Source organism: Adhaeribacter soli (assembly GCF_008727925.1).
GTDB lineage: Bacteria > Bacteroidota > Bacteroidia > Cytophagales > Hymenobacteraceae > Adhaeribacter_A > Adhaeribacter_A soli.
The window spans coordinates 255,635-279,322 of the sequence record NZ_VTWT01000006.1 but is presented as its reverse complement, the minus strand read 5'-3'; the positions used below and the strand labels follow the sequence as shown (position 1 = coordinate 279,322).

The 23,688-nt window shown below is 48.0% G+C and carries 14 protein-coding genes and 1 other RNA gene; 9 read left to right on the top strand and 6 right to left on the bottom strand.

Translation table 11 applies throughout. The features are described 5' to 3' along the window. The first annotated feature begins 600 nt into the window (after nt 1-600). Complete coding sequence (locus tag F0P94_RS12440; protein WP_150904211.1) at nt 601-2,745, top strand: M43 family zinc metalloprotease; 2,145 nt, start codon at nt 601-603, stop codon at nt 2,743-2,745. A gap of 165 nt (nt 2,746-2,910) precedes the next feature. Here F0P94_RS12440 and F0P94_RS12435 read toward each other — a convergent pair whose 3' ends face one another. Both F0P94_RS12435 and F0P94_RS12430 read right to left on the bottom strand, forming a co-directional pair. After that, complete coding sequence (locus F0P94_RS12435) at nt 2,911-6,408, bottom strand: pyruvate carboxylase (RefSeq protein ID WP_150904210.1); 3,498 nt, start codon at nt 6,406-6,408, stop codon at nt 2,911-2,913. 657 nt (nt 6,409-7,065) lie between these two features. After that, nucleotides 7,066-7,683, bottom strand: coding sequence for a thioredoxin family protein (locus F0P94_RS12430; protein ID WP_150904209.1), 618 nt, complete (start codon nt 7,681-7,683; stop codon nt 7,066-7,068). Between the two features lie 240 nt (nt 7,684-7,923). On the opposite strand from F0P94_RS12430, the gene F0P94_RS12425 reads away from it, so the two are divergent. From F0P94_RS12425 to F0P94_RS12410, 4 genes are all read left to right on the top strand, one after another. After that, the gene (locus F0P94_RS12425; RefSeq protein WP_150904208.1) at nt 7,924-8,775 is read left to right on the top strand and encodes a dienelactone hydrolase family protein; all 852 of its coding nucleotides are present in this window, start codon (nt 7,924-7,926) and stop codon (nt 8,773-8,775) included. A 307-nt stretch (nt 8,776-9,082) separates the two neighbouring features. After that, a complete protein-coding gene (locus F0P94_RS12420; RefSeq protein WP_150904207.1) occupies nt 9,083-11,035 on the top strand; it encodes a KUP/HAK/KT family potassium transporter in 1,953 nt (650 codons plus the stop codon). Between the two features lie 415 nt (nt 11,036-11,450). Then, complete coding sequence (locus tag F0P94_RS12415) at nt 11,451-12,386, top strand: DUF2279 domain-containing protein (RefSeq protein WP_225307202.1); 936 nt, start codon at nt 11,451-11,453, stop codon at nt 12,384-12,386. 66 nt (nt 12,387-12,452) lie between these two features. Then, entirely contained in the window at nt 12,453-13,022 is a 570-nt protein-coding gene (locus F0P94_RS12410) for a hypothetical protein (protein ID WP_150904206.1), read from the top strand. A 440-nt stretch (nt 13,023-13,462) separates the two neighbouring features. Here the strand turns inward: F0P94_RS12410 and F0P94_RS12405 are convergent, their stop codons facing one another. Beyond that, nucleotides 13,463-14,884 carry an AcvB/VirJ family lysyl-phosphatidylglycerol hydrolase gene (locus F0P94_RS12405; protein ID WP_150904205.1) on the bottom strand — a complete coding sequence of 474 codons (1,422 nt, stop codon included), beginning with the start codon at nt 14,882-14,884 and terminating at the stop codon, nt 13,463-13,465. 456 nt (nt 14,885-15,340) lie between these two features. After that, a complete protein-coding gene (locus tag F0P94_RS12400) occupies nt 15,341-17,965 on the bottom strand; it encodes a phosphatidylglycerol lysyltransferase domain-containing protein (RefSeq protein ID WP_150904204.1) in 2,625 nt (874 codons plus the stop codon). 365 nt (nt 17,966-18,330) lie between these two features. Between F0P94_RS12400 and F0P94_RS19685 the strand changes: the two genes are divergently transcribed. Then, a complete protein-coding gene (locus tag F0P94_RS19685) occupies nt 18,331-18,690 on the top strand; it encodes a DUF998 domain-containing protein (RefSeq protein ID WP_191907036.1) in 360 nt (119 codons plus the stop codon). Next, nucleotides 18,579-18,989 (top strand): DUF998 domain-containing protein, encoded by a 411-nt coding sequence (locus F0P94_RS12395; protein WP_150904203.1) that lies wholly within the window; start codon nt 18,579-18,581, stop codon nt 18,987-18,989. Before F0P94_RS19685 ends, F0P94_RS12395 begins: the two co-directional genes overlap by 112 nt. 419 nt (nt 18,990-19,408) lie before the next feature. On the opposite strand, the gene F0P94_RS12390 is transcribed toward F0P94_RS12395, so the two are convergent. Further along, on the bottom strand, nt 19,409-21,052 hold the full coding sequence (locus tag F0P94_RS12390; protein ID WP_150904202.1) for an ABC-F family ATP-binding cassette domain-containing protein: 1,644 nt from the start codon (nt 21,050-21,052) through the stop codon (nt 19,409-19,411). Nucleotides 21,053-21,553: 501 nt separating this feature from the next. Between F0P94_RS12390 and F0P94_RS12385 the strand changes: the two genes are divergently transcribed. Then, nucleotides 21,554-22,528: a Smr/MutS family protein gene (locus F0P94_RS12385; RefSeq protein ID WP_150904201.1), complete on the top strand. Its 975-nt coding sequence runs from the start codon at nt 21,554-21,556 to the stop codon at nt 22,526-22,528. 30 nt (nt 22,529-22,558) lie between these two features. On the opposite strand, the gene F0P94_RS12380 is transcribed toward F0P94_RS12385, so the two are convergent. Next, nucleotides 22,559-22,927, bottom strand: a complete 369-nt coding sequence (locus F0P94_RS12380) for a response regulator (RefSeq protein ID WP_150904200.1) — start codon at nt 22,925-22,927, stop codon at nt 22,559-22,561. Nucleotides 22,928-23,113: 186 nt separating this feature from the next. Between F0P94_RS12380 and rnpB the strand changes: the two genes are divergently transcribed. Further along, nucleotides 23,114-23,594, top strand: an RNA gene (gene rnpB, locus F0P94_RS12375) — RNase P RNA component class A. Nucleotides 23,595-23,688: the final 94 nt, after the last annotated feature.

The following is a 23,688-nucleotide window of genomic DNA, read 5'->3' as shown; positions in this document are numbered from 1 at the left end:
TGCGCGATATTTTTTTTTATCTAATGCAATCCAGTATCCACGACTTAGTATTATTTTTCAGGGCAATAAAACTATAATGCAAGTCTTTATTGACATTTCGGTGGGCTTGTAAAGCCGGAAATATTGCATCATCGAGGAAACCCTATCAGGAGAGTAAGCGGAGGTATTTCATAGTTAGTCATTTGCCCTTCAGGCAAGGTAAGTTGCAAACTTACCAAAGGGGATCGCACAAGTTGCGCTTCGCTAAACTTGCGCGATGGATGCGGTGAACTGACTACTAATTGCTGCATAGCAGGTTTTCCTTTTTTCACCCTAATCAATACCGAATTTAAGGCGATACGCATCCGATACAACAACAATCGGACAAGGGGATACACATATATTTTATCCTATATAATAGCCTGAACCAATGTAAATTTTATTAAAACATAAAATACTCTTTAAGGTTGTTTAACTGCTAAAGAAGGATTCTGAGGGCTGATTTCTGTTTTTAATTCTTCGTTAAATCACTTTATTTTAAAAATATTACAATAAAAATTTGGTGATAACATTTTTTCTCATACCTTTCTAAAACAAATTCTCACTTTAAAAACCCTTTGTATGAAAAGAAAATTTTACCATTTTCTGCTGGGCTTTGCTGTGCTTACAGGAGCCGGAAACAGTTACGCGCAAACGCCGCAAACCAGGAATTGCAGCACCATGGAAGTGTATGAAAGACAGGTGCAGGCCGATCCGGGATTCCTCGTTCGGCGCAATGAAATTGAAGCTTACACTCAGAAAAAAATCAGTAGCAGCAGCCGGAATCATCGTACCGGCGTGATCACGATTCCGGTGGTGGTGCATGTGGTTTACAATACTACTGCCCAGAATATTTCGGATGCTCAGATTCAGTCCCAGATAAACATTCTGAATCAGGATTTTCGGAAGCTGAACGCCGATGCAAGTAAAACCCCTGCTGCCTTTGCGGGCCTGGCGGCCGATGCCCAGGTAGAGTTCTGCCTGGCCAAACGCGACCCGAACGGGAATCCGACCACCGGTATCACGCGCACGCAAACCACTAAAACTTCTTTCAGCGATTACGGCGACCCGATCAAGTACACCAGCCAGGGCGGTAAAGATGCCTGGGACCGGAACCAGTACCTGAACCTGTGGGTTGGTAATTTAAGCGGCGGTTTATTAGGTTATGCCCAGTTCCCGGGTGGTCCGGCGGCTACCGACGGCGTGGTTTGTACGTATTCCGGCTTTGGCAATACGGGGACGGCAGCGGCACCTTTCAACTTAGGCCGCACCGCTACCCACGAAGTAGGCCACTGGCTGAACCTTTACCACATCTGGGGCGATGACAACGGGGCCTGCACGGGTTCCGATCAGGTTTCCGACACCCCGAACCAGGCCGACTCCAATGGTGGCTGTCCTACTTTTCCGAAGGTTACCTGCAGCAATACCCCGAACGGCGACATGTTCATGAACTACATGGATTATACCGATGATCGCTGCATGTACATGTTTACCACCGGCCAGAAAGCCCGCATGGATGCCGTACTCGATGCCGGCGGCTTCCGCGCCAGTCTGGCAACTTCCCAGGGATGTGTAGAACCAGGGGGCACGACAACCTGCAACGTGCCAACGGGGCTTTCCACTTCGGCCTTAACTTCTACAAGCGTAACGCTGAACTGGGCAGCTTCGGGCGCAACCAGCTATAATGTGCGGATCAAAGCTACTTCTTCTGCTACCTGGACCAACTTTACCGCCACAACCAATAGCCTGTCTTTAACCGGACTTACAGCTTCAACTACTTATGAATACCAAGTGGCCGGCGTTTGCTCCGGAACTCCCAGTGCGTTCTCCCCTTCCTATACGTTTACGGCCCCGGCAAGCGGAACAAGCCCCGGTACCACCCTGACCATAGGAACCGGATCTACGGTCATTACACAAGCACCATACGGTACGTATTACATGGATCAGCGGGTACAATACATCATTACCAAAGCAGAATTAACGGCAGCAGGTTATAACTCGGGTTCGAGTTTATCTTCCCTGGCATTTTATGTAAGTACGGCGCAAAGCCTGGTGATGAATGGCTATACCATAAAGCTGGCCCACACTACTTCCAGCGCCTTTGGCAGCAGCAGCTATTTAGCAGGAACCAATACGGCTACTGTTTACAATGCAGCCTACACCACCACCGCCAATTCCTGGAATACGCATACCTTCAGCACGCCTTTTGTGTATAATGGCACCGATAATATCCTGATCGATATCTGCTTTAACAATAGTACCTACACTCAGAACTCTACTGTTTTAGGCACTGCATTAAGCAGCTACCGGGCCTTGTATAAGCAGCAGGATGTAAGCTCCGGCGGCATTTGCACCACTACCACCGGAACGCTTTCCTATAACCGGCCGAACATGAAACTGACCTTCGGCAGCGGCGGCCGCGCCAGGGAAATTACTTTAGGTGAAACGTCTCCTGCTTCTTTGGCTGTATTCCCGAATCCGGTGAATGCTGAAATGAGCCTGAATTATACCTTAACCGAAGAAAAGCAGCACGTCCAACTTGAGATCTATAATCTGGTTGGCAAGCTGGTTTACACGCAAGAAATTGGCAGCCAACCGAAAGGCGCGCATACCTTTGCCGTACCTATGCAAAAAGGTAAAATGGCAAACCTGCCGAATGGCATGTACATCTGCCGTTTGCGCAATGCCGGCGAAATGCCACAGATCCGATTTGTGATTGCGCGGTAAATAACGCACCATTTTTCAACAAAAAGGCAGCCTGAATCGGCTGCCTTTTTTCGTTTACTGCCAACCATTTCAGATATTAGAATAGACTAGTTGCTACTGAAAGGGCACTAAAAAGTCTTCCCGAAAACCGGAAAGACTTTTTTTATAATTTAGATAGCGTTTAAACTAAGCGGTAGAGGAAGCCAGTTCTTCTGTTTTAATGGTTGAACCTTCCGGCAATTTTTCAGTCGTTAAAACCAGATCATCGGCGCTTACCAGCGAGGTTTCCGGCAGGTGAATTCCGGTAATAACCAGGTCTTCGGAAGCGGTGATGGTGGTTTCCATTTTCATGGCTTCGATGATGAAGAGCGGGGTGTTTTTCTTTACCTGCTGCCCTCCTTTTACCAGCACTTTGGATAGCATTCCCTGCAGCGGCGCACCGATTTGTTTTGGATCAGTTTTATCGATTTTGCGGTTTTCTTTTTTGGTAACTTTAACCGACTTATCCTGCACCTCGATGTTCCGGGTTTGCCCGTTCAGCTTGAAGAAAACCGTCCGGATGCCTTCGTCGTTTGCCGGCCCCATGGATTCGTATTTCACGATGATGGATTTTCCTTTGGCAATGTCGATGATCGCTTCTTCGTCCTGCTTCATGCCGTAGAAGAAAATGCGCGTCGGGATAATGGAAACGTCGCCGTACACTTCCTGGTGCTTGTGGTACTGTTCGAAAACTTTCGGATAAAGCAGGTAGGAAAGCAGATCGGTAAACTTCACATCCTGGCCGAATTTTGCCTTAAACGCATCCCATTCTTTCGCGAAATCGATCGGATTTAAATGTTCATTCGGGCGTTCGGTATAGGGTTCTACATCCTTCAGGACGATCTTCTGGAGCTTTTTCGGGAAACCGCCAACCGGCTGCCCGATGTCGCCTTTAAAGAACTGCTGCACCGATTCCGGGAACGAGATCTGGTCGCCTTTTTCCAGTACATCTACCGTGGTCAGGTTGTTCGACACCAAGTACAAGGCCATATCCCCTACCACTTTCGAGCTTGGCGTAACTTTTACCACGTCGCCGAAAAGGGCATTCACTTCGGTAAAGGTCGTTTTGATCTGTTCCCATTTATCGCCCAAACCCAGCGCCTGTGCCTGTGGCCGCAAATTGGAATACTGACCGCCCGGAATTTCGTGCTGGAACACTTCTGAAGTACCGGCTTTCAGACCCGATTCAAACGGATAATAATACTCCCGCACAGTTTCCCAATAGCTGGAATATTCGTTCAGGCTTTTCTGGTTGAACTCGCGGTGGCGCGGCTGGAAACGCATGGCTTCCACCATGGAGTTAAAGTTCGGCTGCGAGGTTAAACCGGACATGGAACCAAGGGCTACATCTATCACATCGACGCCCGCTTCAATGGCTTTTAAATAAGTGGCTGACTGAATGGAAGCAGTATCGTGCGTGTGCAGATGGATGGGAAGCTTTACCGTTTCGCGTAGCGCGGTTATCAGTTCCGTTGCCGCGTAAGGTTTCAGCAAACCGGCCATGTCTTTGATGCAGAGAATGTGCGCGCCGGCATCTTCCAGTTGCTTCGCCAGATCCAGATAGTATTTTAAATTATATTTAGTGCGGCTTGGGTCCAGAATGTCGCCGGTGTAGCAGATGGAAGCTTCGGCCAGGCCTTGCGTACGGTTGCGCACGAAGTTGATGCAGCTTTCCATACCTTTCATCCAGTTCAGGGAATCGAAGATGCGGAAAATATCCACGCCGGTTTCCCAGCTTTTCTCCACGAAGGCTTCGATTAAATTATCCGGATATGCCTTGTAACCCACGCCGTTGGCTCCGCGGATGAGCATTTGCAACAGGATGTTCGGTACGGCTTTGCGGATTTTCGCTAACCGATCCCACGGGTCTTCGTGCAGGAAGCGTAAGCTTACGTCGAACGTGGCGCCGCCCCACACTTCCATACTGAAGGTTTGCGGGTGGTTTTTGGCGTAGCTTTCGGCCACTTTCAGCATGTCGAAGGTGCGCATGCGGGTAGCCAGCAGGGACTGGTGCGCATCGCGGAAGGTGGTGTCGGTATAGTGGATCTGGGAATCGTTTCGGAGCCACTGGGAGAATTTCTCCGGGCCCATTTCCGTAAGCAGGTTTTTGGTGCCTTTTTCGTAGGGTTGTTTCGGGTCGTATTTGGGCAGGTGCGGTTTTTCCAGTACTTTGTTCGGGTCGGTTACTTTTATATCCGGGTTGCCGTTTACAATGGTATCGGCCACGTAGCTCAGGAACTTGGTGCCCCGGTCCTGCCGTTTTTCGAACTTGAATAATTCCGGGTGTTCTTTTACAAAATCCACCGTAGCATTACCAGTAATAAATTCTTCGTGGCCGATAATGTTCTGCAGGAACTGAATGTTTTGTTTCACGCCGCGGATCCGGAATTCATCGAGCGTGCGCTGCATTTTCATGGCGGCCCCTTTTAAGGTTGGCGCGTGGGCGGAAACTTTTACCAGCAGCGAATCGAAGAACGGACTGATCTTGGCACCCTGGTACACGCTTCCCTGATCGAGACGGATACCGAAACCACCGGCACTGCGGTAGGCAATGATGGTTCCGTAATCAGGTTTGAAATCGTTTTCCGGGTCTTCGGTGGTAATGCGGCACTGAATGGCAAAACCGGTATTGAAGCGGTGGTGCTTCGGGCCCAAAGAAATTTCTTCGTCGGCCAGTTTGTAACCGTCGGCAATGTACAGCTGGGTTTTGATCAGGTCGATGCCCGTGATCATTTCCGTAACGGTGTGCTCTACTTGGATGCGCGGGTTTACTTCGATAAAGAAAATGGCATCGTTTTCCGGCTGCACCAGAAATTCTACGGTACCAACGTTATTGTAATTTACCGCCGAGCAGATCTTCAGCGCATATTCATATAATTTCTGACGGAGTTCCTCTTTCAGATTCAATGCCGGTGCCACTTCCACTACTTTCTGGAAACGCCGCTGCACCGAACAATCGCGCTCGAATAAATGCGTAATGTTGCCGTAATTATCGGCCACGATCTGGACTTCGATGTGCTTGGGCCGCTCCACAAATTTCTCCAGGAAAACGGTATCGTCGCCAAAGGCTTTCAGGGCTTCGTTGCGGGCTTCGAAGAAACCTTTTTCCAGTTCCTCGTCGTTCCGGATCACACGCATGCCCCGGCCGCCGCCGCCCGATGCCGCTTTCAGCATGACCGGATACCCAATGCGGTTCGCTTCCGTTTTGGCAATTTCAAAAGAAGTCAGGTCCTGCAGGTTGCTTTCAATAATGGGAACGTTGCATTCTTTGGCTACTTTTTTGGCTGCAATTTTATCGCCGAGCGCTTCCATAACTTCCGGCCGCGGCCCCACGAACACTATGCCGTTGTCTTTACACTTCTGCGAGAAATCCTTGTTTTCCGATAAAAATCCGTAACCCGGGTGAATGGCATCTACCTCGTTTTCCTTGGCGATGGCAATAATGGCATCCATGTCGAGGTAAGGCTGCAGCGGCTGGGTGTCTTTACCGATCTGGTAGGCCTCGTCGGCTTTGTAGCGGTGCAGGGAATAACGGTCTTCGTAGGTGTAAATGGCTACGGTTTCGAGGCCAAGTTCCGTGCAGGCGCGCAAAACCCGGATGGCGATCTCGCCGCGGTTCGCTACCAATACTTTTTTAATCTTCATAAAAGAATGTGTGCGGGGTGGAGAATGATGAATGCTTTATTATTTTCCTATGGACTTTTTTACCGTCAGCAGCTACAATCCGGAAAGGAATGGTTTTGCGCATCTACTTAAAAGGCGGGAATTTGTTACAGGGGAATCCTGCTTTTTGAGCGGGTAGCCGGAAAAACCGGGTAAATACAGAAAGGCGAAAGCAGGGCTTTACAAGAAGCACTTCTGAGATTATTAAAAAAATAATGGCAGACCATTGGCCTGCCATTCGGGTTATAAACGGTATATTTTTATCTTCAAAAACCGCTGAGGTTCAGGTAGAAGGTTAAGAAACTGAAGGTACGCAACCAGAGGAAAGGTCCCCTCTTTGGAGCAAGGCTGTTTCATTCTGGCAAATGACTATCCCCTTGAGGGGATCATAGGGGTGTTAAAATGTTATTTGATAATTATCAGCAGGTGTAAACACCCCTCTGGCTCCCCTCAAGGGGAGAATCCGCTAGAATGAATCAACCCTGCTTTGGAGGGGTTGGGGGAGGATTTTTACATTATTGGATCAAAAAATGGAACCGAATAATTCTCCTGTCCTCCCCCTACCCTCCAAAGGGGGAAAAAAATCCTGTGTAATAAAAAAATCCTATTTAAGGTCAGTTAAGTATGCCAACCATAAACTTACACCTGCCAGCTAAGGAGCAAAGCCGTCATCTCCTGCTGTACTTTTTGGGTCTTATCCTGCGAATACCATTGGTGCACGGCCTGTAGAAATTCTTCTTTTGTAACGGCCGGATCGCTTTTTAGAGAAAGGAACAAGTGCTGGGCTTCGGCCGGACGTGGTCCCCATTTGCCTAATTCTTCGCCGGTTTGAGCATCGAAGCAGATCATTTTGGGAATGGAACGGCCGCCATTGGTCAGGTAACGATCCATGAGTTCCAGATTTTCATCCCGCAATACCAGGATCAGTTCTATTTTTCCTTGAGAAGCTTCGGCTATTTTAGCCAAAGCCGGTACGTTTTGCGCCGCATCGCCGCACCAGCCTTCCGTTATCACGACCCACCGCAAAGGCCGGTTCAGGTCGCGGATTGCATCCAGCAGTTCAGGCAGCAGCACCACGGTTTTATCCAAACGGCTCATGCGTTGGTTATTCAGGCGGGCGTACTCAAATATTTCCGGGCTTTGGTTGGGGCCGGTGGTCAGTCCCTGAGCCTGGAGTTGCTCCAGCATGATGCGGTATTCGGCGTACGTAAACTTACGGGCGTTATTTATCAGTTCCAGGGTTTCGGGGTTTATCATGGGCTTTAATTGGTTTGAGGTCAGGTATTTTACCCGAATTTCCGTTTCAGGTTTTCGATTTATTTTATTTCAGAAACAGCTTTTTCTTTGAATACGAACCCGATGGCAAAAGCTTTAGCCTTATTAAGTTTTCAGGGATTTTCCTATTTCAGAAATGGCAGGCAATTTATGCAAGTAATATAGAAAAAACCGTATCTTTTGAGCATAAAAAACTACAAATTCTTAAACCATTTAAAACGTATGAAAAAACTACTACTTACGGCTTTGTGCTGCCTGGCCTTTCTGCCTTTCAGCCAGGCCCAGTCTAAAATGAGCTGCTGCTCGAAACTGTCCACCGAAAACTTCGCGGCTTTTGCTTCCGTGCAGGAGTTCCGTTCCGGCCACGACAACCCGCTGCCTTTTACGCTGCAGGATGCCCAGGGCCAAATGATTTCTTATGCCGTAGCCGGCGGAGACAGCGCCAATGCTTACCTGGTGAAAGCCAAAAAAGCTTCGAACAAATACCTGATCGTGGTGCATGAATGGTGGGGCCTGAACGACTACATTAAAAAGAAAGCCGACGACCTGGCCAAAGCGATGCCGGACGTGAACGTAATGGCCGTGGATTTGTATGACGGTAAAATTGCCGAAAATCAGGAAGATGCCGGCAAATACATGGGCGAACTTACCACCGAACGCGCCACCGGCATTCTGAAAGGCGGTTTAACTTACGCAGGTAAAAAAGCCGAGATCCAGACGATTGGCTGGTGCTTTGGTGGCGGCTGGTCGTTGCAAACCGCTATTCTGGCCGGCAAAAACGCCAAAGGCTGCGTGATGTACTACGGCATGCCGGAAACGGATATGAAAAAGCTGAAAAGCCTGAAGTGCGACGTGCTGGGTATTTTTGCCAAGAAAGATCAGTGGATCACGCCGAAAATTGTAGCCGATTTCCAGAAGAACATGAAGGAAGCCGGAAAAGTACTGACGGTAAAACAATTCGACGCCGATCACGCTTTTGCCAACCCCAGCAGCCCGAACTACAACAACAAGAACGCCGCTGCCGCCGATAGAATGGCGCTCGATTTCCTGAAAAAGCATTATGCGGCAAAGTAACTTGCAGGAATAGATTACAGGTTTTTATTATTTTTTTAATACTAATGAAGACCATCTATTATCCGGTTTTAACCTGAAATTAAAACCGGATAATAGATGGTCTTTTTAGCATAATTCCGAACCGGTTTCAGGTTCAGGCGTCCCGTGAATCTGATCCGGAATTTATCACCATAGTATTTCCTTGCAGGTAATGCGATTATTTAGTCGTGATAATTAAGCATACGCCCGGAAATTTTGTTTTCAGTTAAAGTAAGCGGCAGCAGCATTCAAAGAGATGCGCTTTGTCTTCAGCGAAAACCGGAACCAAATGGAGAAAGATAACGGCCAGCGTCATCAGCGGCTTTCTGCTGCCGGGTTATTGATTGCCCTCGGCATTATTTACGGGGATATTGGTACGTCTCCCTTGTACGTAATGAAATCTATCATTGCAGGCGGGGGCGGCATTGTTCATCCGGAACTGGTTTATGGCGGGATTTCCTGCATTTTCTGGACCCTCACCCTGCAAACCACTTTAAAATATGTAGTGCTCACCCTACGGGCAGACAACAAAGGCGAAGGCGGGATCTTCTCCCTGTATACCCTGGTCCGGAAAAGACATAAGTGGTTGCTCATTCCTACCATAATTGGTGGCAGCGCCCTGCTGGCCGATGGCATCATTACCCCGCCGATCTCTGTTTCCTCCGCGGTGGAAGGGTTGCGGCTCCTTGACCCCCATATTCCTACCGTTCCGCTGGTACTCACCATCTTAACGGCCCTGTTTATTGCCCAGGGCTTCGGGACCCAGATCGTAGGCAAAACGTTCGGACCACTTATGTTTGTCTGGTTCAGCATGCTGGCCGTTTTAGGTTTGGTTAATATTGAAGCCCATCCGGAAGCTTTAAAGGCGATTAACCCCTACTTTGCTTACCGCTTGCTGGCGCTTTACCCGGGTGGTTTCTGGCTATTGGGGGCTGTCTTTCTTTGTACTACCGGCGCCGAGGCTTTATATTCCGATCTTGGCCATTGCGGGCGCGAAAATATCCGGGTGAGCTGGGTGTTTGTAAAAACCTGCCTGGTACTGAATTACTTCGGACAGGGTGCCTGGTTAGCCCAGCATTTCGGGAAAGCCCTTCAGATACATGAAAATCCATTTTATACTATTATGCCCGATTGGTTTCTGCTGATCGGGATTGCAATTGCCACCATGGCTGCCATTATTGCGAGCCAGGCTTTAATTACCGGTTCGTTCACCCTTATTGGTGAGGCCATGCGGCTGAATTTGTGGCCCAAAGTGCTGGTGATCTATCCGACCAATTTGAAAGGGCAATTGTTTGTGCCCAGCGTAAACTGGCTGCTCTGGGCCGGCTGCATTGGGGTAGTCCTTTATTTTAGAGAATCCAGCAATATGGAAGCGGCTTACGGATTGGCAATAACGGTAACCATGCTGGCCACTACTGTTTTAATGACTATTTACTTACAGGCAAATAATTATCCGAAACCGGTAATTGCCTTGTTTCTGGGAACCTACCTGTTCATCGAGGGGGCCTTCCTGATCGCGAACCTGAGCAAGTTCCCGCATGGCGGCTGGGTTTCCGTTTTGATCGGGGTGGTGCTTACCGGCGTGATGTATACCTGGTTGAAAGCCTACTATATTAAGCTCCGGCTCACGGACGAGGTTCCCTTAGAGCCCTACCTGGAAATGCTGAAAGCCCTGAGCAACGATTCCTCAGTCCCGAAATACGCCACCCACCTGATCTATATGACCGGAGGAACCAGACCCGACGAAATTGAATCGAAGATCGTTTATTCCATTTTTCAGAAGCGCCCCAAAAGAGCGGATATTTACTGGTTTATTCATGTAAACACCACCGACCACCCCTATTCCATGGAATACAAAGTTAACCGCATCGTGGAGCAGGATGTGATCAGGATTGACTTTCATTTAGGCTTCAGGGTGGTACCGCGCATCAGCTTATTTTTCCGGAAAGTGATCGAGGATATGGTTGAAAGAAAAGAAGTGGATATAACCAGCCGTTACGATTCGTTGCAGGCCAAGGAGGTGATCGGCGATTTCAGTTTTGTGGTGATGGAAAAATATTTGTCGGTAGAAAACGATCTATCCCGGAAGGAAAACATCATCATGAAGACGTACTTTTTTATTAAGAAATTTACCGCTACCGAAGTGGAGTGGTTCGGGCTCGATACCAGTTCCGTACAGGTAGAGAAAGTGCCTTTAATCATAAAACCGATAGACCATATTGTCCTGAAGCGGATCGAATAAGTTGCTGCATGCTTACGTTAAGTAGGTGGACAAATTTAGTTTGAAATATATTTCGTTCCCTCTCTGTCATTCTGGAAGAATCTTGTGAGTTCAGAGCACCAAAATCACACCTTTCTTCCAGCATGTAAATTAGGGTAGTTTAAGGTAAATTTTCCCACATTCTTGCATCTAATAATCTCACATTCTTGCATCTATTAAATAGAAAGAAACCTGAAATTTCGAAATCGGAATTTCAGGAAGGAAAACTTTCCAAGGAACTCCCTTTATGGTTAAACACTTCTTTACAAAGGAATCCGCCTTGCTGGATCAGGAACCTGCCGGCAACGGCCTCTAAACCGGAGGCTAAAGAAAATCTGCCAACTAATTTCATTACGGCACCGGGTTCTTTTATCTTTAAGCTTTCAAGCATTTTAATTTGAAATCTATCCAAAGGCTTATTTTAATCTTATGCAACTGGCTATTGGCTTATCAGGTTTCGGCGGGCAGTTTTTTAGCACCTCCGGATACCATTTCAAAACCAGTTTCCAATAAAAAAGTTGCCCTGATCGGAGCCGGCGTTGGTGCGGCTTACCTGGGCGGCATTGCGGTACTGAGCCAGACCTGGTACAAGGAAAGCAACCAGACTAAATTCCATTTCTTTAACGATAATAAGGAATGGAAACAAATGGATAAAGCCGGGCATTTCTGGGGTGCATTTCAGGAAAGCAAGGGCGGCGTAGATGCGTTGAAACTAACCGGACTTTCGGAAAAACAGGCTATCTGGCTGGGAAGTTTAACCGGAATTCTGCTGCAAACACCCATCGAAATTCTGGACGGTTACCAGGCAAGCTACGGCGCTTCGGTAGGCGATCTGGTGGCAAATACGGCGGGTTCGGCGGCGGTACTGGCGCAACAATTGGCCTGGCGCGAGATCCGGATCCAACCGAAATTCTCTTTTCATAAAACCCGGTACGCCGGTTTGCGGCCGGAAGTGTTGGGCAACAGTCTGGCGGAACGGGCGCTGAAAGATTATAACGGGCAAACCTACTGGCTCGTGGTGGATGTGGCGAAGTTCCTGCCGAAGGAAAACAAATACCCGAAATGGCTGAATCTGGCGGCCGGTTACGGCGCGGAAGAAATGGTGTACAACGATCCGGATGCGAACCGGCAGGCGGGCATTTTAAACTACGGATATCCGTTGCAGCCTTACCGGCAATATTACCTTTCAGTGGACTGGAATTTACGCGCCTTTAAAACCCGGAGCAAAGTCCTGAAAACAGCTTTTTACATTCTGGATATTTTCCATTTACCGGCCCCGGCCCTGGAGTACAATAACCGGAAAAAGTGGCGGTTTCACGGTTTTTATTATTAAGTTCTGATTAACCAGGCAGATCTTTATTTTCCTGCCAATCCCCTTACACGACAACCTTTACCTGAAATGATAGCTTTGATTAAAAGTAACCTGAGTGGCCGGAAAGTTTTGCTGCTGTTCCTGCTAACCAACGTAGTTTATGCCACCATGCTCCTTTACACCATTCCGAAATTGGAAACTTTTTCCGGCGGAATGAAGATCCTGGACATGCTGCCGGGCACCTACGATCTTGCCTACGTCCGTTCGCTGTTCAATGCCTTGGGTGAACCCGGAAGGCACTTTTACCTGACCAGGCAGCTTCCTCTGGATCTCTTTTACCCGGGCCTCTTCGGCATCAGCTATTCGCTCCTGTTCGGCTATTTTTTAAAGAAACTAGGAAAGCTAAACAGCCGGTACTTTTACCTGGCATTCCTGCCCCTGGCTGCCGGCCTTTTCGATTACCTGGAGAATGCTGGCATAGCCGTAATGCTGAAAAGTTACCCGGACCTGCCCCCTTTCTGGGTAACTTTAACCAGCATTTTTTCCTTGCTCAAAAGCAGTTTGTCATCGGTATTTTTTATAGCCTTGCTGCTGGCCATCCTGGTATTTGCCGGGCGTTTGGTTTTTAAGAAGTCAGCGCCCACAAAAGCGGCTTAATACTTGCAGAAAGCCTGCTTCATTGCGACCACGTCAACCGATTATGGAAAATATGTGCCGGCGCTGCACTGGGTCTGGCCTCAAGCTGTCAATTTAAGGATTATGAATTGATAATAATCGCTGTTTCAGACATCTGTGTCTGAAACTTATTCTGGTGCGGACATCCATGTCCGCGTTTATGTATCCGGGGACAAAGATGTCCCCGGCAGGTTGCTTCCAGACATTGATGTCTGGAAGAGCGCTGTTGCCTTAAGTTGACTGCTCCGGCCCTCCACCACCAAAAAGCCTGATAATTAATCCGTTATCAGGCTTTCTCATTTTATACTTTTTTAGCTTAATTTGCTACCGTTCTTTCAATTTCGCGGAGGACACCTATTTCCTTTGTGTGAAGGAAGCGTTCATTTCTTTAAGGTAGTCGCGGGAAACCGATTTTAGAAAACTTACTTTTTCCCATAATTTTCAAGGACGGCATCTGCAATGGCATCATAATTTTCGTTGTAATGGTGGTTGCCGGGCAGCATTACGATCTTTGCGCCGGTGTTAGCAAATTTCTTCGGTAATCCGGTATTTTCCTGGCTGCCGAAAACACAAATCGGATTATAGGGTTTAATGCTTTTCACGGCCTGTAATACATTATAGGTTTCGGTGGTTTCCAGCTCCAGCATATCAGTCAGGCGGATCTCGAAGGCAGTGGTCTGGTCCGGCGACAAACAAACTACGGACTGCAGCCTGCTTTTTAATTCCGGCGGGAACCGAAGGGCAATAAAGGGAATCACATTCGCGCCAAAAGAATATCCTATCAGCACCACGTTTTGCCGGTTCCAGGCTGCCAGATAATGCTCAATGGTCCGGGCAATTATGGCGGCGGTTTGGGCAGGGTCTTTCCGCTGCCAGAAATACTGCTGGGCATCCAAACCAATTACCGGCATGCCTTTTTCGGCTAATTTCCGGCTAATGCTCTCATCAAAACTGGTCCAGCCGCCGTCGCCGGATATAGCAAAGATCAGGGGAAGGTCTTTTGCCAGAGCGGGAACTAAGGTGAGCGGCAGCCCCGTATTAAAGGGTACCAGGGGCGTTCTCCGTTCCGGCGGGGCAGCTCCGAAAACCGGCGCTTTTTCAATTTTTTCGTAAGCCTGCACAAACTGGGGCCACCAGGTCCGGATCTTGGAAAAACCATGCCCTACTTTGGGCAGAAATACATATTCGCCATCGGGCAGGCCTTTCATAAATTTTTCAATTACCGGCGGCGGGCAAACCAGGTCCTCTCCTCCCTGCAATACAATTACGGGCGCCTTCAGTTTCCGGGTGGGTTCCAGGTAATAGACCCGCCCGGGCGTTACCACATAACTGGTTAACCCGGTACCGTTGCACAAGGTCTTATCTAATTCAATATCCGGACAAAAACCAAGCAGGATGGCTCCTTTAAACGTATTGGCCGGCGCCTGGGCCACCATGCCGTAAGACAGCGTGGCGCCGGAAGAGAACCCCACCAGAACAGGTTTCAGGTATTGCGGGGTTTTATATTTTTTCTGGATGGCCATACTCAGCGTTTCGAAATCGGCCGCCGGGTAATAGCATTTCACCTGCTGCTTTTTTATATTTCGGTAATAAGTCTTGTTGTCTACCCCCACTACCAAAGCTCCCAGAAAAGCAATTTTCCGGGTCATGGCTTCCAGCTTATTCCCCCAGCCACCATCGCCGGAAATAAAGATCACAATGGCTTGTGGAGGACCGGATGTTCCTTTGGGCTCATAAATCCTGACTTTCCCGAACGACCGGTAGTTCAGGGAATCGTCGGACAGCGCCAGGCTCCGGCCTATGCCAAACGCCAGGAACAAAAGCAACATCAGGAGCTTTTTCATGCTTGTACATTTATCTTTTCCTTAAAAACTACTTTAAATAAAGCCATTAGGTTGAACGCAAGTGCTTCAAAAAGTTTTATTTGTCGGGTAAAAGCAGGCTGATGTTTGGTTGTTGGTGAAAACACACAACAACGGCGAACAGAAGAACCCGCCAACGAATGGTTTATAGAGCACTATTACACAGTCAAGTTAATTTATAGAATTTGCTTGACGGGATTTGTAATCCCGTCTTAACCGAGCCGTGGGATTTGTAATCCCACTTACTGTAAACTAACTTGACAGTGTACTAGTGAAACTACGCATTTGCTCAAAGTAATACTGTAAACCGGCGATTCTGCTAAAAGCTGACAAGGTCCTTCGCTGGCGCTCCCCGATATTCATCGGGACAAGCAGGATGACAGCTATAGTATGAGACAGCCTCTAATCAAAATTTAACCGTTCTGCAGGTATTCTGAATCAGGGTTTTATAACTTTTGCGAGTACGGCCGGCGCCTGCAGCAGATCATAATCGTGGCTGTAGATCAGGTATTTGTTGTGCCACTCCGGCGAAAACTTTTCTTTGAATTCGCGCAAGCCTTTGTAATGGGAAAAGGCTTTTATTTTTTCGTAGGCAAACTTCATAGACCTTTCCGGAAATGATTGCGGGCTTTCTATGCCGCTCAGGGGCGCAAAACCAAGGTTCAGGGTTTCAAAATTCCGATCTTTGAAATACTGCAACAGGCTGATGTGCAGAAAATCCATGATGCCGTTGGGCGCATCGCGGGTTTTGCGCACCAGATCGAAGGTGCCTTCGCCGGGGGCAAAATCGGGGATGATGTTGAGAAAAGCCAGGATCTTTTCTTCGGCATTCTCTACGGTTATAACAGCTTGCTGCCGGAGCTCCTGAGGCAGGAAGATGCCCTGGGAAAAACTTATTTCCTGCCGGCCGGTAGCCTGCAGCCATTCATCGCTAACGGCCTGGAGTTTCTGGAGCAGCCCTTCCGGGATGGGCGGTTCATAGATGCGTTCTTTCAAACCCAGGTCGGTAATTTTCTTTAGCGCATTGCGGAGCGAACGGGTTTTACCTCCCTGCAGGGTAAATGACTTTACCGACACTACGCCTTCCTGGCCCAGGAACAAATGCTTTTTACCGAGTTGGCTATACATTTCCAGTTCTTCTTCCGGTACCCGGTAGCAGAGGCATTTCAGGCTGTTTTTCCGGCAGAATTCATCGAATGCCCGCAAACAGGTCTTGCGGCCTTCGGAAGTTTCGGCAACCGGGTTCTCGAGCACTACGGCGTAATTTCCGGCTATCCGGTACGCCAGAAAGGCCTGCCGGTCATCGGTAAGAAAGATGGTTTTATCGGGGTAGGTTTTAAAATAATCCATGCCGGAGTTGCCGTAGCGGCGCACCAGTTCCCGGGCCGTAATAAAATCTTCGGCCGGGGAATTTCTTTTAATAATGTAGGGACTCACCAGTGTGTAAAGCAGGAAGGCAGTCAATAAAAAGCCGCTGAGGTTGAGCGATACTAAAAAATCGCGGGCAAAGGCATCGGCAGGCACCAGGCCGGCTGTATTCAGCAAAAAGCAGTTGAAAAAGGTATATTTAAGAGCCTGGGTGAAATTAAAGTCGATGTGAAAATGGCCGGGATCTAAAAAATAAAATCCGGTTACTCCATAAACCAGGAGGGCAGCTATGCCGAGCAAAGCCGTTTGCAACCCTACCGTCCGGAGCGCCGGATTATTCCGGACAAAGTATTCTTTCCGGGTGAAGACCAGGATCAGTACCACGGCAAGCGCCAGCGCAGCTTCTTCGTAATCTACGGCCTTGGTTAAATGACCGATAAAAGAAAGCAAGCTCAGGATCAGGGCAAACCACCAGGCGGTACGCAAGCCTTTGAGCATAAAGGCAGCCGTTACCAGCAGGAAAAAGCCGGCAATAAGCACCAGGTAATTGGAGGCATGAATGGCCTGTACCGGCAGAAAATTTTCGAGCCAGTTCAGCCGCCAGGAAATGGCAGGGGTAAGCACCGAAATAATGTTTACCACACCCAGGGCAAGCAGCAGCAAAGCCGGAACCACCCGCAACAGCAGGCTGTTTATTTTAAGCAGGAACGTGCCGGCACCGGCTAGAAGTGGTATCCAGAATTCGAAAAAACGGTACAGGAACGTGATGGACAAAGCTTCTACTTTCCCAAAGCCCAGTCGGACCAGGACATATGTGAGCGAAAATTCCACTGCCCCCAATCCGCGCAGAAAAGGCGAAACCACCAGCAGGATAACCGACACCACGTAGCCCATCAGGGCCACAAAGATGGTAGCCCGGAACCCCAGGGCAAGCATAGCCACGTATAGGTTAACGATGCCGGCCAGATCGATTACCAGGGAAATAATAATGGCTGTCATAAAATACGGCATTGCAATTTTATGGGCATGCAGATCGGAGAGTACCACCGCTAAGGCAGGCAGTTTTTTCTGAAGCCAGCCGTAAAGCAGCTTTTCGGAAGTAAGCAGTTTATACGCCGCCACAAGACCAATGAGAAGCAGTACAATTGTCCCGAGCGCGTACCATTCCCCGGAACCCACCGTTCCTTCGGCCAGGGCAAAGAAAAAAGCCGGAACCGCCACACAAATTACCGAAAGCAGGCCCACAAAAGCATATATGGAAGAAGCAAAATAGACTTGAGTGTGTTTTACGCCTTTGGAAACAATACTGCTTCCAAAAAAAGCCAGCGAAGAAACGCCGCCGGCCGGCAAAAATACGCTCACAAAGTTCCGTTTCAGAAACAGCTTCAGGGCATCGGGATAGGCCACCCGCGCTCCTACCGCCCGAAAAGCGACTACGTACATCAGGCCCTGCAGCAACAGGTAGGCAACGGTAATTCCGAACATGACAGCCAGCCAGGACCATTTTGCCTTTACAAGGCTGTTCTTTACGTCAGTCAGTTCGGTTCCTTCGTGCTTTAGAAACCAGATGCCAACACTGATAAAAAAAAGGGTGACAATAAATTGCAGGATGACCTTTCCGTTCTCCCGCAAAAAAGGCAGGTTTTTCTCCTTCCAGGTATTCCAGAAAGAACTTGAAACGGAGGCTTTTTTCATGGCATGGCAGGCACAGAAAAGGCCGTTTTTTAACTTGTTACTTCGGCGCGTGCTTTCTGATTTTATTAGTAAACAGGCAAGATTTAAACTTGTTAGATTTTAGAAGTTGAGCAATATTTTTACCACTGCAGCTTAGAATATTTTAGCTTTCAAATGCCTTTCAGTAGCCATTTTTGAGGCTGCCGCTTTACTGGTTTAGAAACTTCAGATCATAAATAGGTCCAGGTTACAACTCCGCTAAAACTCGAACCAGCCTTGTTTGGAATCTGGCATAAAAAACGATAGCAAATGACGGAAAAAACCTTGTCTTCGTTTCGTGGTTACTTTAAAGCCTGCTTTTGCAATTGCAGGCCTATTTTACTGGTATGAAGCAGGAGAATTCCCCTTTTCTTATTGCGGCTGCAATATGTGGCTGGCTGGCCTGCATCGGGGACTTTGCGGTTACATTCTTCTTAAAAAGTTTGTACCCCGGTTATAATTCCCTTTACCAGACAATAAGTTATTTGGGAACGTCAGATAGCCCCGTTGCCGGTTACATGAATGCCTGGAGCGTTAACTTTTTTATTCTGCTTGCAATTTTTGCCGCCGGTTTTTACCGGGCTTTTCCCGGAAAGTGGGCGAAAATAACGGCTTGGCTGATCTTTTGTATGGCCTGGGAGAAGGCGCCGGTTCAGGATTATTTCCTTTCGAACACGCAAATGGCAAACTCACTTTTTCCGGGCTAGTGCATAGCGTTTTCGGTGCGGTAGGCGTACTTTCTATGGTACTTGCGCCGGTAGTTGCGTTGAAACTGTTTCCGAAAAAGGCATTTCCGCGCCTGAACTTTTATGCGAAATTTACATGTGTGGCCGGGGTAGCTTTTATCTTGCTTTTTCTGGCTTCGAAATTAGATCTGATAACCTACCGGGGTTTATGGCAACGGCTCTTTATTTTAGTATACCATGTTTTTTTCATGGTACTGGCCGTCCGGATGTTGAGGCGTTCCGGTATGCAAAGGGCTGAGCCGGTTGCCGGTAGTAATTAAGATCGTACCTGTTTCCTATGGTCGTTGCATTCTCCAAATCGCTGGTCTAAGTTTTTAACTTTGCCTTATAAATAATCTGAAGTTTGTAAATCAGTGAGGCGAAGCCTCAGAAATGGCCTTCGTTTTTTTTATAGCCTGTAATTTTAATGCAGCGCTTTGGCTTGCAGGACTTGGCATAACTATGTTAATTTTTAAGAAAGTGGGATTACAAATCCCACAGCTCGGTTAAGACGGGATTACAAATCCCGTCAAGCAAACTGAAAACCGGCAGAAATTAAGTTCGTACCTGTTTCTTGCTTCAGGCTGCGGCCTTAAAAATCCTGGCCGATTTTGAAACGCAATAAAAAGCTCTTTGAAAGGCAATGAAAAAGCCTGATAACTTTCGCTACCAGGCTTTCCCGCTTTTATACTTTTTGAGCTTATTTGGCTACCGTTCTTTCAATTTCGCGGAGGTTATCCATTTTTTTGTTGCGGAGGAAGCCGTTGATATCTTCGAAGTGCTCGCGGATGCGTTTGTTGCCGAATTCGAATACTTTTTCTGCCAAGCCGTCCAGGAAATCGCGGTCGTGGGAAACCAGAATTAAGGTTCCGTCGAAAGCCTTCAGGGCGTCTTTCAGAATGTCTTTCGTTTTAATGTCGAGGTGGTTTGTTGGCTCATCGAGAATTAAGAGGTTAACCGGTTGCAACAGCAATTTGATCATGGCCAGACGGGTTCTTTCCCCGCCGGAAAGCATTTTTACTTTCTTCTCTACCGTTTCGCCGCTGAACATGAACGCACCCAGAATATCTTTGATCTTCGTACGCACCTCCCCTACCGCGATCTGATCGATGGTCTGGAAAACGGTCAGTTCGCCGTCGAGCTTGGCGGCCTGGTCCTGGGCGAAATACCCGATCATGGCATTATGGCCCAGGGTCAGTTTTCCGTCGAAATCGATCTCGCCCATAATGGCTTTCACGAACGTAGATTTACCTTCACCGTTCTTCCCTACCAGGGCAATCTTTTCGCCGCGTTCAATGGTAAGCGAGGCATCTTTGAACACCACGTGGTTGCCGTAGGTCTTGCCCAGTTCTTCGGCAATAACCGGGTAATTTCCGGAACGCGGCGCCGGCGGGAATTTCAGGCTCAAGGCAGAAGTATCTACTTCATCCACTTCGATCAGCTCCATTTTCTCGAGCATTTTCACGCGGCTTTGCACCTGCAGGGTTTTGGAATACGTGCCTTTAAAGCGGTCGATGAATTGCTGAATATCGGCAATTTCCTTTTGCTGGTCGTCGTACTGTTTTTGCTGCTGTTCGCGGCGTTCTTTGCGGAGTTGCAGGTATTGCGAGTAAGGAACTTTGTAATCGTAGATCCGGCCCATGGTTACTTCAATGGTACGGTTGGTAATGTTGTCTACAAAGGCCTTATCGTGGGAAATTACAATTACCGCTTTGGCGTTGTTCACCAGGAAATCTTCGAGCCATTGAATGGATTCGATGTCGAGGTGGTTGGTGGGCTCATCGAGCAGGATCAGGTCCGGTTTCTGGAGCAGAATTTTAGCCAGCTCAATGCGCATGCGCCAGCCGCCGGAAAACTCCGTAGTCGGGCGGGTAAAATCTTCGCGCAAAAAGCCCAGGCCCTTCAGCGTTTTTTCTACTTCGGCATCGTAGTTTATTTCTTCAATAGAATAGTATTTTTCGCCCAGCTCGGTTACTTTTTCGATCAGTTTATAGTAATCGTCGGAATCATAGTCGGTGCGGGTTTCGAGCTGATGATTTAATTCATCCATCTCTTTTTTCATGTCCAGCACTTTGGCAAACGCTTTACTGGCTTCGTCGAAAACGGTGCAGTTATCGTCGGTAAGCAAATGCTGAGGCAGGTAGGCAATTACGGCATCTTTCGGAGCTGAAATTTTACCACGGGTAGGTTTGCTTACGCCGGCAATAATTTTGAGCAGGGTCGATTTTCCGGCGCCGTTCTTGCCCATGAGGGCGATGCGGTCGTTTTCGTTAATGTTAAAAGCAATGTTGCTGAAAAGGGCCGAACCGTTAAATTCAACCGTTACACCGTCTACTGAGATCATGTTGGTTTTGTAAATAAGCGCGCAAAGATACTATTTATTTTTCCTCCGGAACATAAAGGCTATGGCTTTACCGCTAACCTGAACTTAATTTAAATCGGGAAGATTCTGCTGCACAACGGTTAAATCGGCGGGTTTTGTTCCCATTGTAGCTTAAACCACCCTTATGCGTCATTCCGAGCAACGTCGAGGAAACTTATGGTGCCATTTTCTGATGCTGCCTTGTTTTCTGACGCTGCCTTTATAAGTTTCCTCAGAGTTCCGCTCGCAAGTTTCGTGCTTCCTCACACTCACTTGTGTTCGGGATGACGCAATAATTTGCCAAAAAGGGAAATTTTCCAGAATACTTTCTGCAATGCATAAACCGATTTAAACAAACCACTTCATCAACCGGTATTAATTAGAAGGAATAAGTATAAAGGAATACAAGTATCTTTGAAGGAAATTCTGCCGGCGTAAGCTGTTCTTTCAACAGCAGATTCCGGTTTAAACTGAAATGAAATTATGAATATAGGAGATCGTGTACGGCTGATGCGTGGCCGGGAAGAAGGTATTATAACCCGTTTTATCGGCGCCGACCAGGTAGAAATAGCCATCGACGGTGATTTTACCATTCCGGTAATGCGCCGCGAAGTGGTAGTAATAGCCGCCGAAGAAGCAACCTTTTTAAGCAATGCGCCGGCCCCGCCCACCCAGGCGCAAAAAAGTGCCCAGGCATTCTCCAATCCGGTATCGCCGGTACTTTCCGGCAGCGGCATTTACCTTGGGCTGGTGCACCAGTCGCCGGAGTTACTGGCGGTGCACGTGGTGAACAATACCGATTTCGACCTGCTTTTTACCTACGGCGAAGAACATGGCGGCAAATACAAAGGCATTCTGAACGATAAAATACACCAGCGTTCGGGCAAAGTGGTGTCGCACCTGCACCTGAAAGACTTCGATAAGTGGCCGGATATTCTGCTGCAATTCCTGTTGCACCGGAGTAATTCCACTTCCCTTTTCCAACCGGAACTGAAACGCCTGAAGTTTAAAGCTTCCTCGTTTTACAAGAGCAAAAACATGGTGCCGGTTCTGAAAAAAGAAGGTTACCTGTTTCAGCTCGATACCAAACCGGTAACTATAAACGCCGATAAAATTCTGGAGCAAATTGCGGAAAATCCGGAACCCGTAGCCGAAAATTATAAACTGAAAACCCCGGCCCCTGAAGTAGACCTGCACATCGAGAAAATTGCCGACGACGATTTTTCGAGCCTGAGCAATTCCGAGATTCTGCGCCGCCAGCTGGCCGTTTTCGAAGACAATCTGGAACGCGCCATTGCGGCCAACCTGCCCGAGATCACGTTTATTCACGGTACCGGAAACGGGGTTCTGAAGAAGGAGATCCAGAAAATTCTGAGCCGCAATAAACTGATCAAATTTTACGAAGACGCCAAAAAAGAAAAATTCGGCTACGGTGCCACGCGGGTAAGACTGAAGTAGTTTTTAGGGCATAAAACCTATCGTTTCAAGTTAGAATCGCATAAAAAGAGCTTCAATCTCGCTGAGCAATTGCTTTTCGGTGAAGGGCTTAGGCAGGAAAGCGTTGGCGCCTTTCAGCAGGCTTTGCGGAGCCTGTTGCGGTTTTTCGTTGCCGGTAATGATGATGATCGGAATAGCTGCCGCCTCCGGATAGTTTTTCCGGATGTTTTCCATTGTGGCATAGCCGTCCATTTCCGGCATCTCCACATCCATTAAGATCAGGTCGAAGCACCGGGTGCGAAGCAGGCCGAGGGCAGTTTTTCCGTTCTCGGCCGACACGATTTCGAAGCCGAGATTTTCTGCCATCCGGGCAATGATCGTCCGGAAGAGCGGGTCGTCTTCTACAAGTAAGATTTGCATATGTAGTTGGGGGTAAAGAACAAGAGTTCTTAAGAGCGTAGTATTATAAAAGCAAAAATTTTAACAATATTACGAAAACAAAAACTGAATTCTAAAAATTTATTCGGAGTTATAAAAAGGAACAAGGAAGCCGGAGCATATGTTGGGAATTAAAACCGGAATTCCCGTACTTTACATTATTAAAAAACAGCAAGCCGGCTTATCGCTGCGCCTTCGGGCGGAGAGGAAAGTCCGGGCAACACAGAGCATCCTGCTTCCTAACGGGAAGGGGCTTTCCGGGCGACGGGAAAGCAACAGCCAGTGCCACAGAAAATAACCGCCCTTTTTTCTAGTGATTAGTGATTAATGAATAGTGATTAGTAAGTTCTTGCATGAATAACTAATCACTAAACCCTAATCACTAATCACTAGAAAAAAAGGGTAAGGGTGAAAAGGTGCGGTAAGAGCGCACCAGTGCTTTGGGTGACCAGGGCAGCTGGGTAAACCTCAGGAGTTGAAAGACCAAATAGGTCCCGAACGTGGAGTTGCTCGCTCCCTGATCTCTTCGGAGGTTTGTCGGGATGGGTAGGTTGATGGAGCCCCGCCGTGAGGTTGGGCCTAGATAAATGATAAGCCTTTCCGGATTTTTCCGGACTGACAGAACCCGGCTTACAGGCTTGCTGCTTTTTATTTTTTCGGTTTCTCTTCGTCTTTTCAGGTTAATCCGAGCTTCCCTTTTTATTTTAACGCTTTCCCTAAAATCAGAGTTTTTTGCTTGGCAA

Coding starts and splice junctions, on each gene's coding strand:
- F0P94_RS12435 (WP_150904210.1), bottom strand. CDS start 6,408: ATGAAGATTAAAAAAGTATTGGTAGCGAACCGCGGCGAGATCGCCATC.
- F0P94_RS12440 (WP_150904211.1), top strand. CDS start 601: ATGAAAAGAAAATTTTACCATTTTCTGCTGGGCTTTGCTGTGCTTACA.
- F0P94_RS12410 (WP_150904206.1), top strand. CDS start 12,453: ATGATAGCTTTGATTAAAAGTAACCTGAGTGGCCGGAAAGTTTTGCTG.
- F0P94_RS12420 (WP_150904207.1), top strand. CDS start 9,083: ATGGAGAAAGATAACGGCCAGCGTCATCAGCGGCTTTCTGCTGCCGGG.
- F0P94_RS12390 (WP_150904202.1), bottom strand. CDS start 21,052: ATGATCTCAGTAGACGGTGTAACGGTTGAATTTAACGGTTCGGCCCTT.
- F0P94_RS19685 (WP_191907036.1), top strand. CDS start 18,331: ATGAAGCAGGAGAATTCCCCTTTTCTTATTGCGGCTGCAATATGTGGC.
- F0P94_RS12380 (WP_150904200.1), bottom strand. CDS start 22,927: ATGCAAATCTTACTTGTAGAAGACGACCCGCTCTTCCGGACGATCATT.
- F0P94_RS12425 (WP_150904208.1), top strand. CDS start 7,924: ATGAAAAAACTACTACTTACGGCTTTGTGCTGCCTGGCCTTTCTGCCT.
- F0P94_RS12405 (WP_150904205.1), bottom strand. CDS start 14,884: ATGAAAAAGCTCCTGATGTTGCTTTTGTTCCTGGCGTTTGGCATAGGC.
- F0P94_RS12430 (WP_150904209.1), bottom strand. CDS start 7,683: ATGATAAACCCCGAAACCCTGGAACTGATAAATAACGCCCGTAAGTTT.
- F0P94_RS12400 (WP_150904204.1), bottom strand. CDS start 17,965: ATGAAAAAAGCCTCCGTTTCAAGTTCTTTCTGGAATACCTGGAAGGAG.
- F0P94_RS12385 (WP_150904201.1), top strand. CDS start 21,554: ATGAATATAGGAGATCGTGTACGGCTGATGCGTGGCCGGGAAGAAGGT.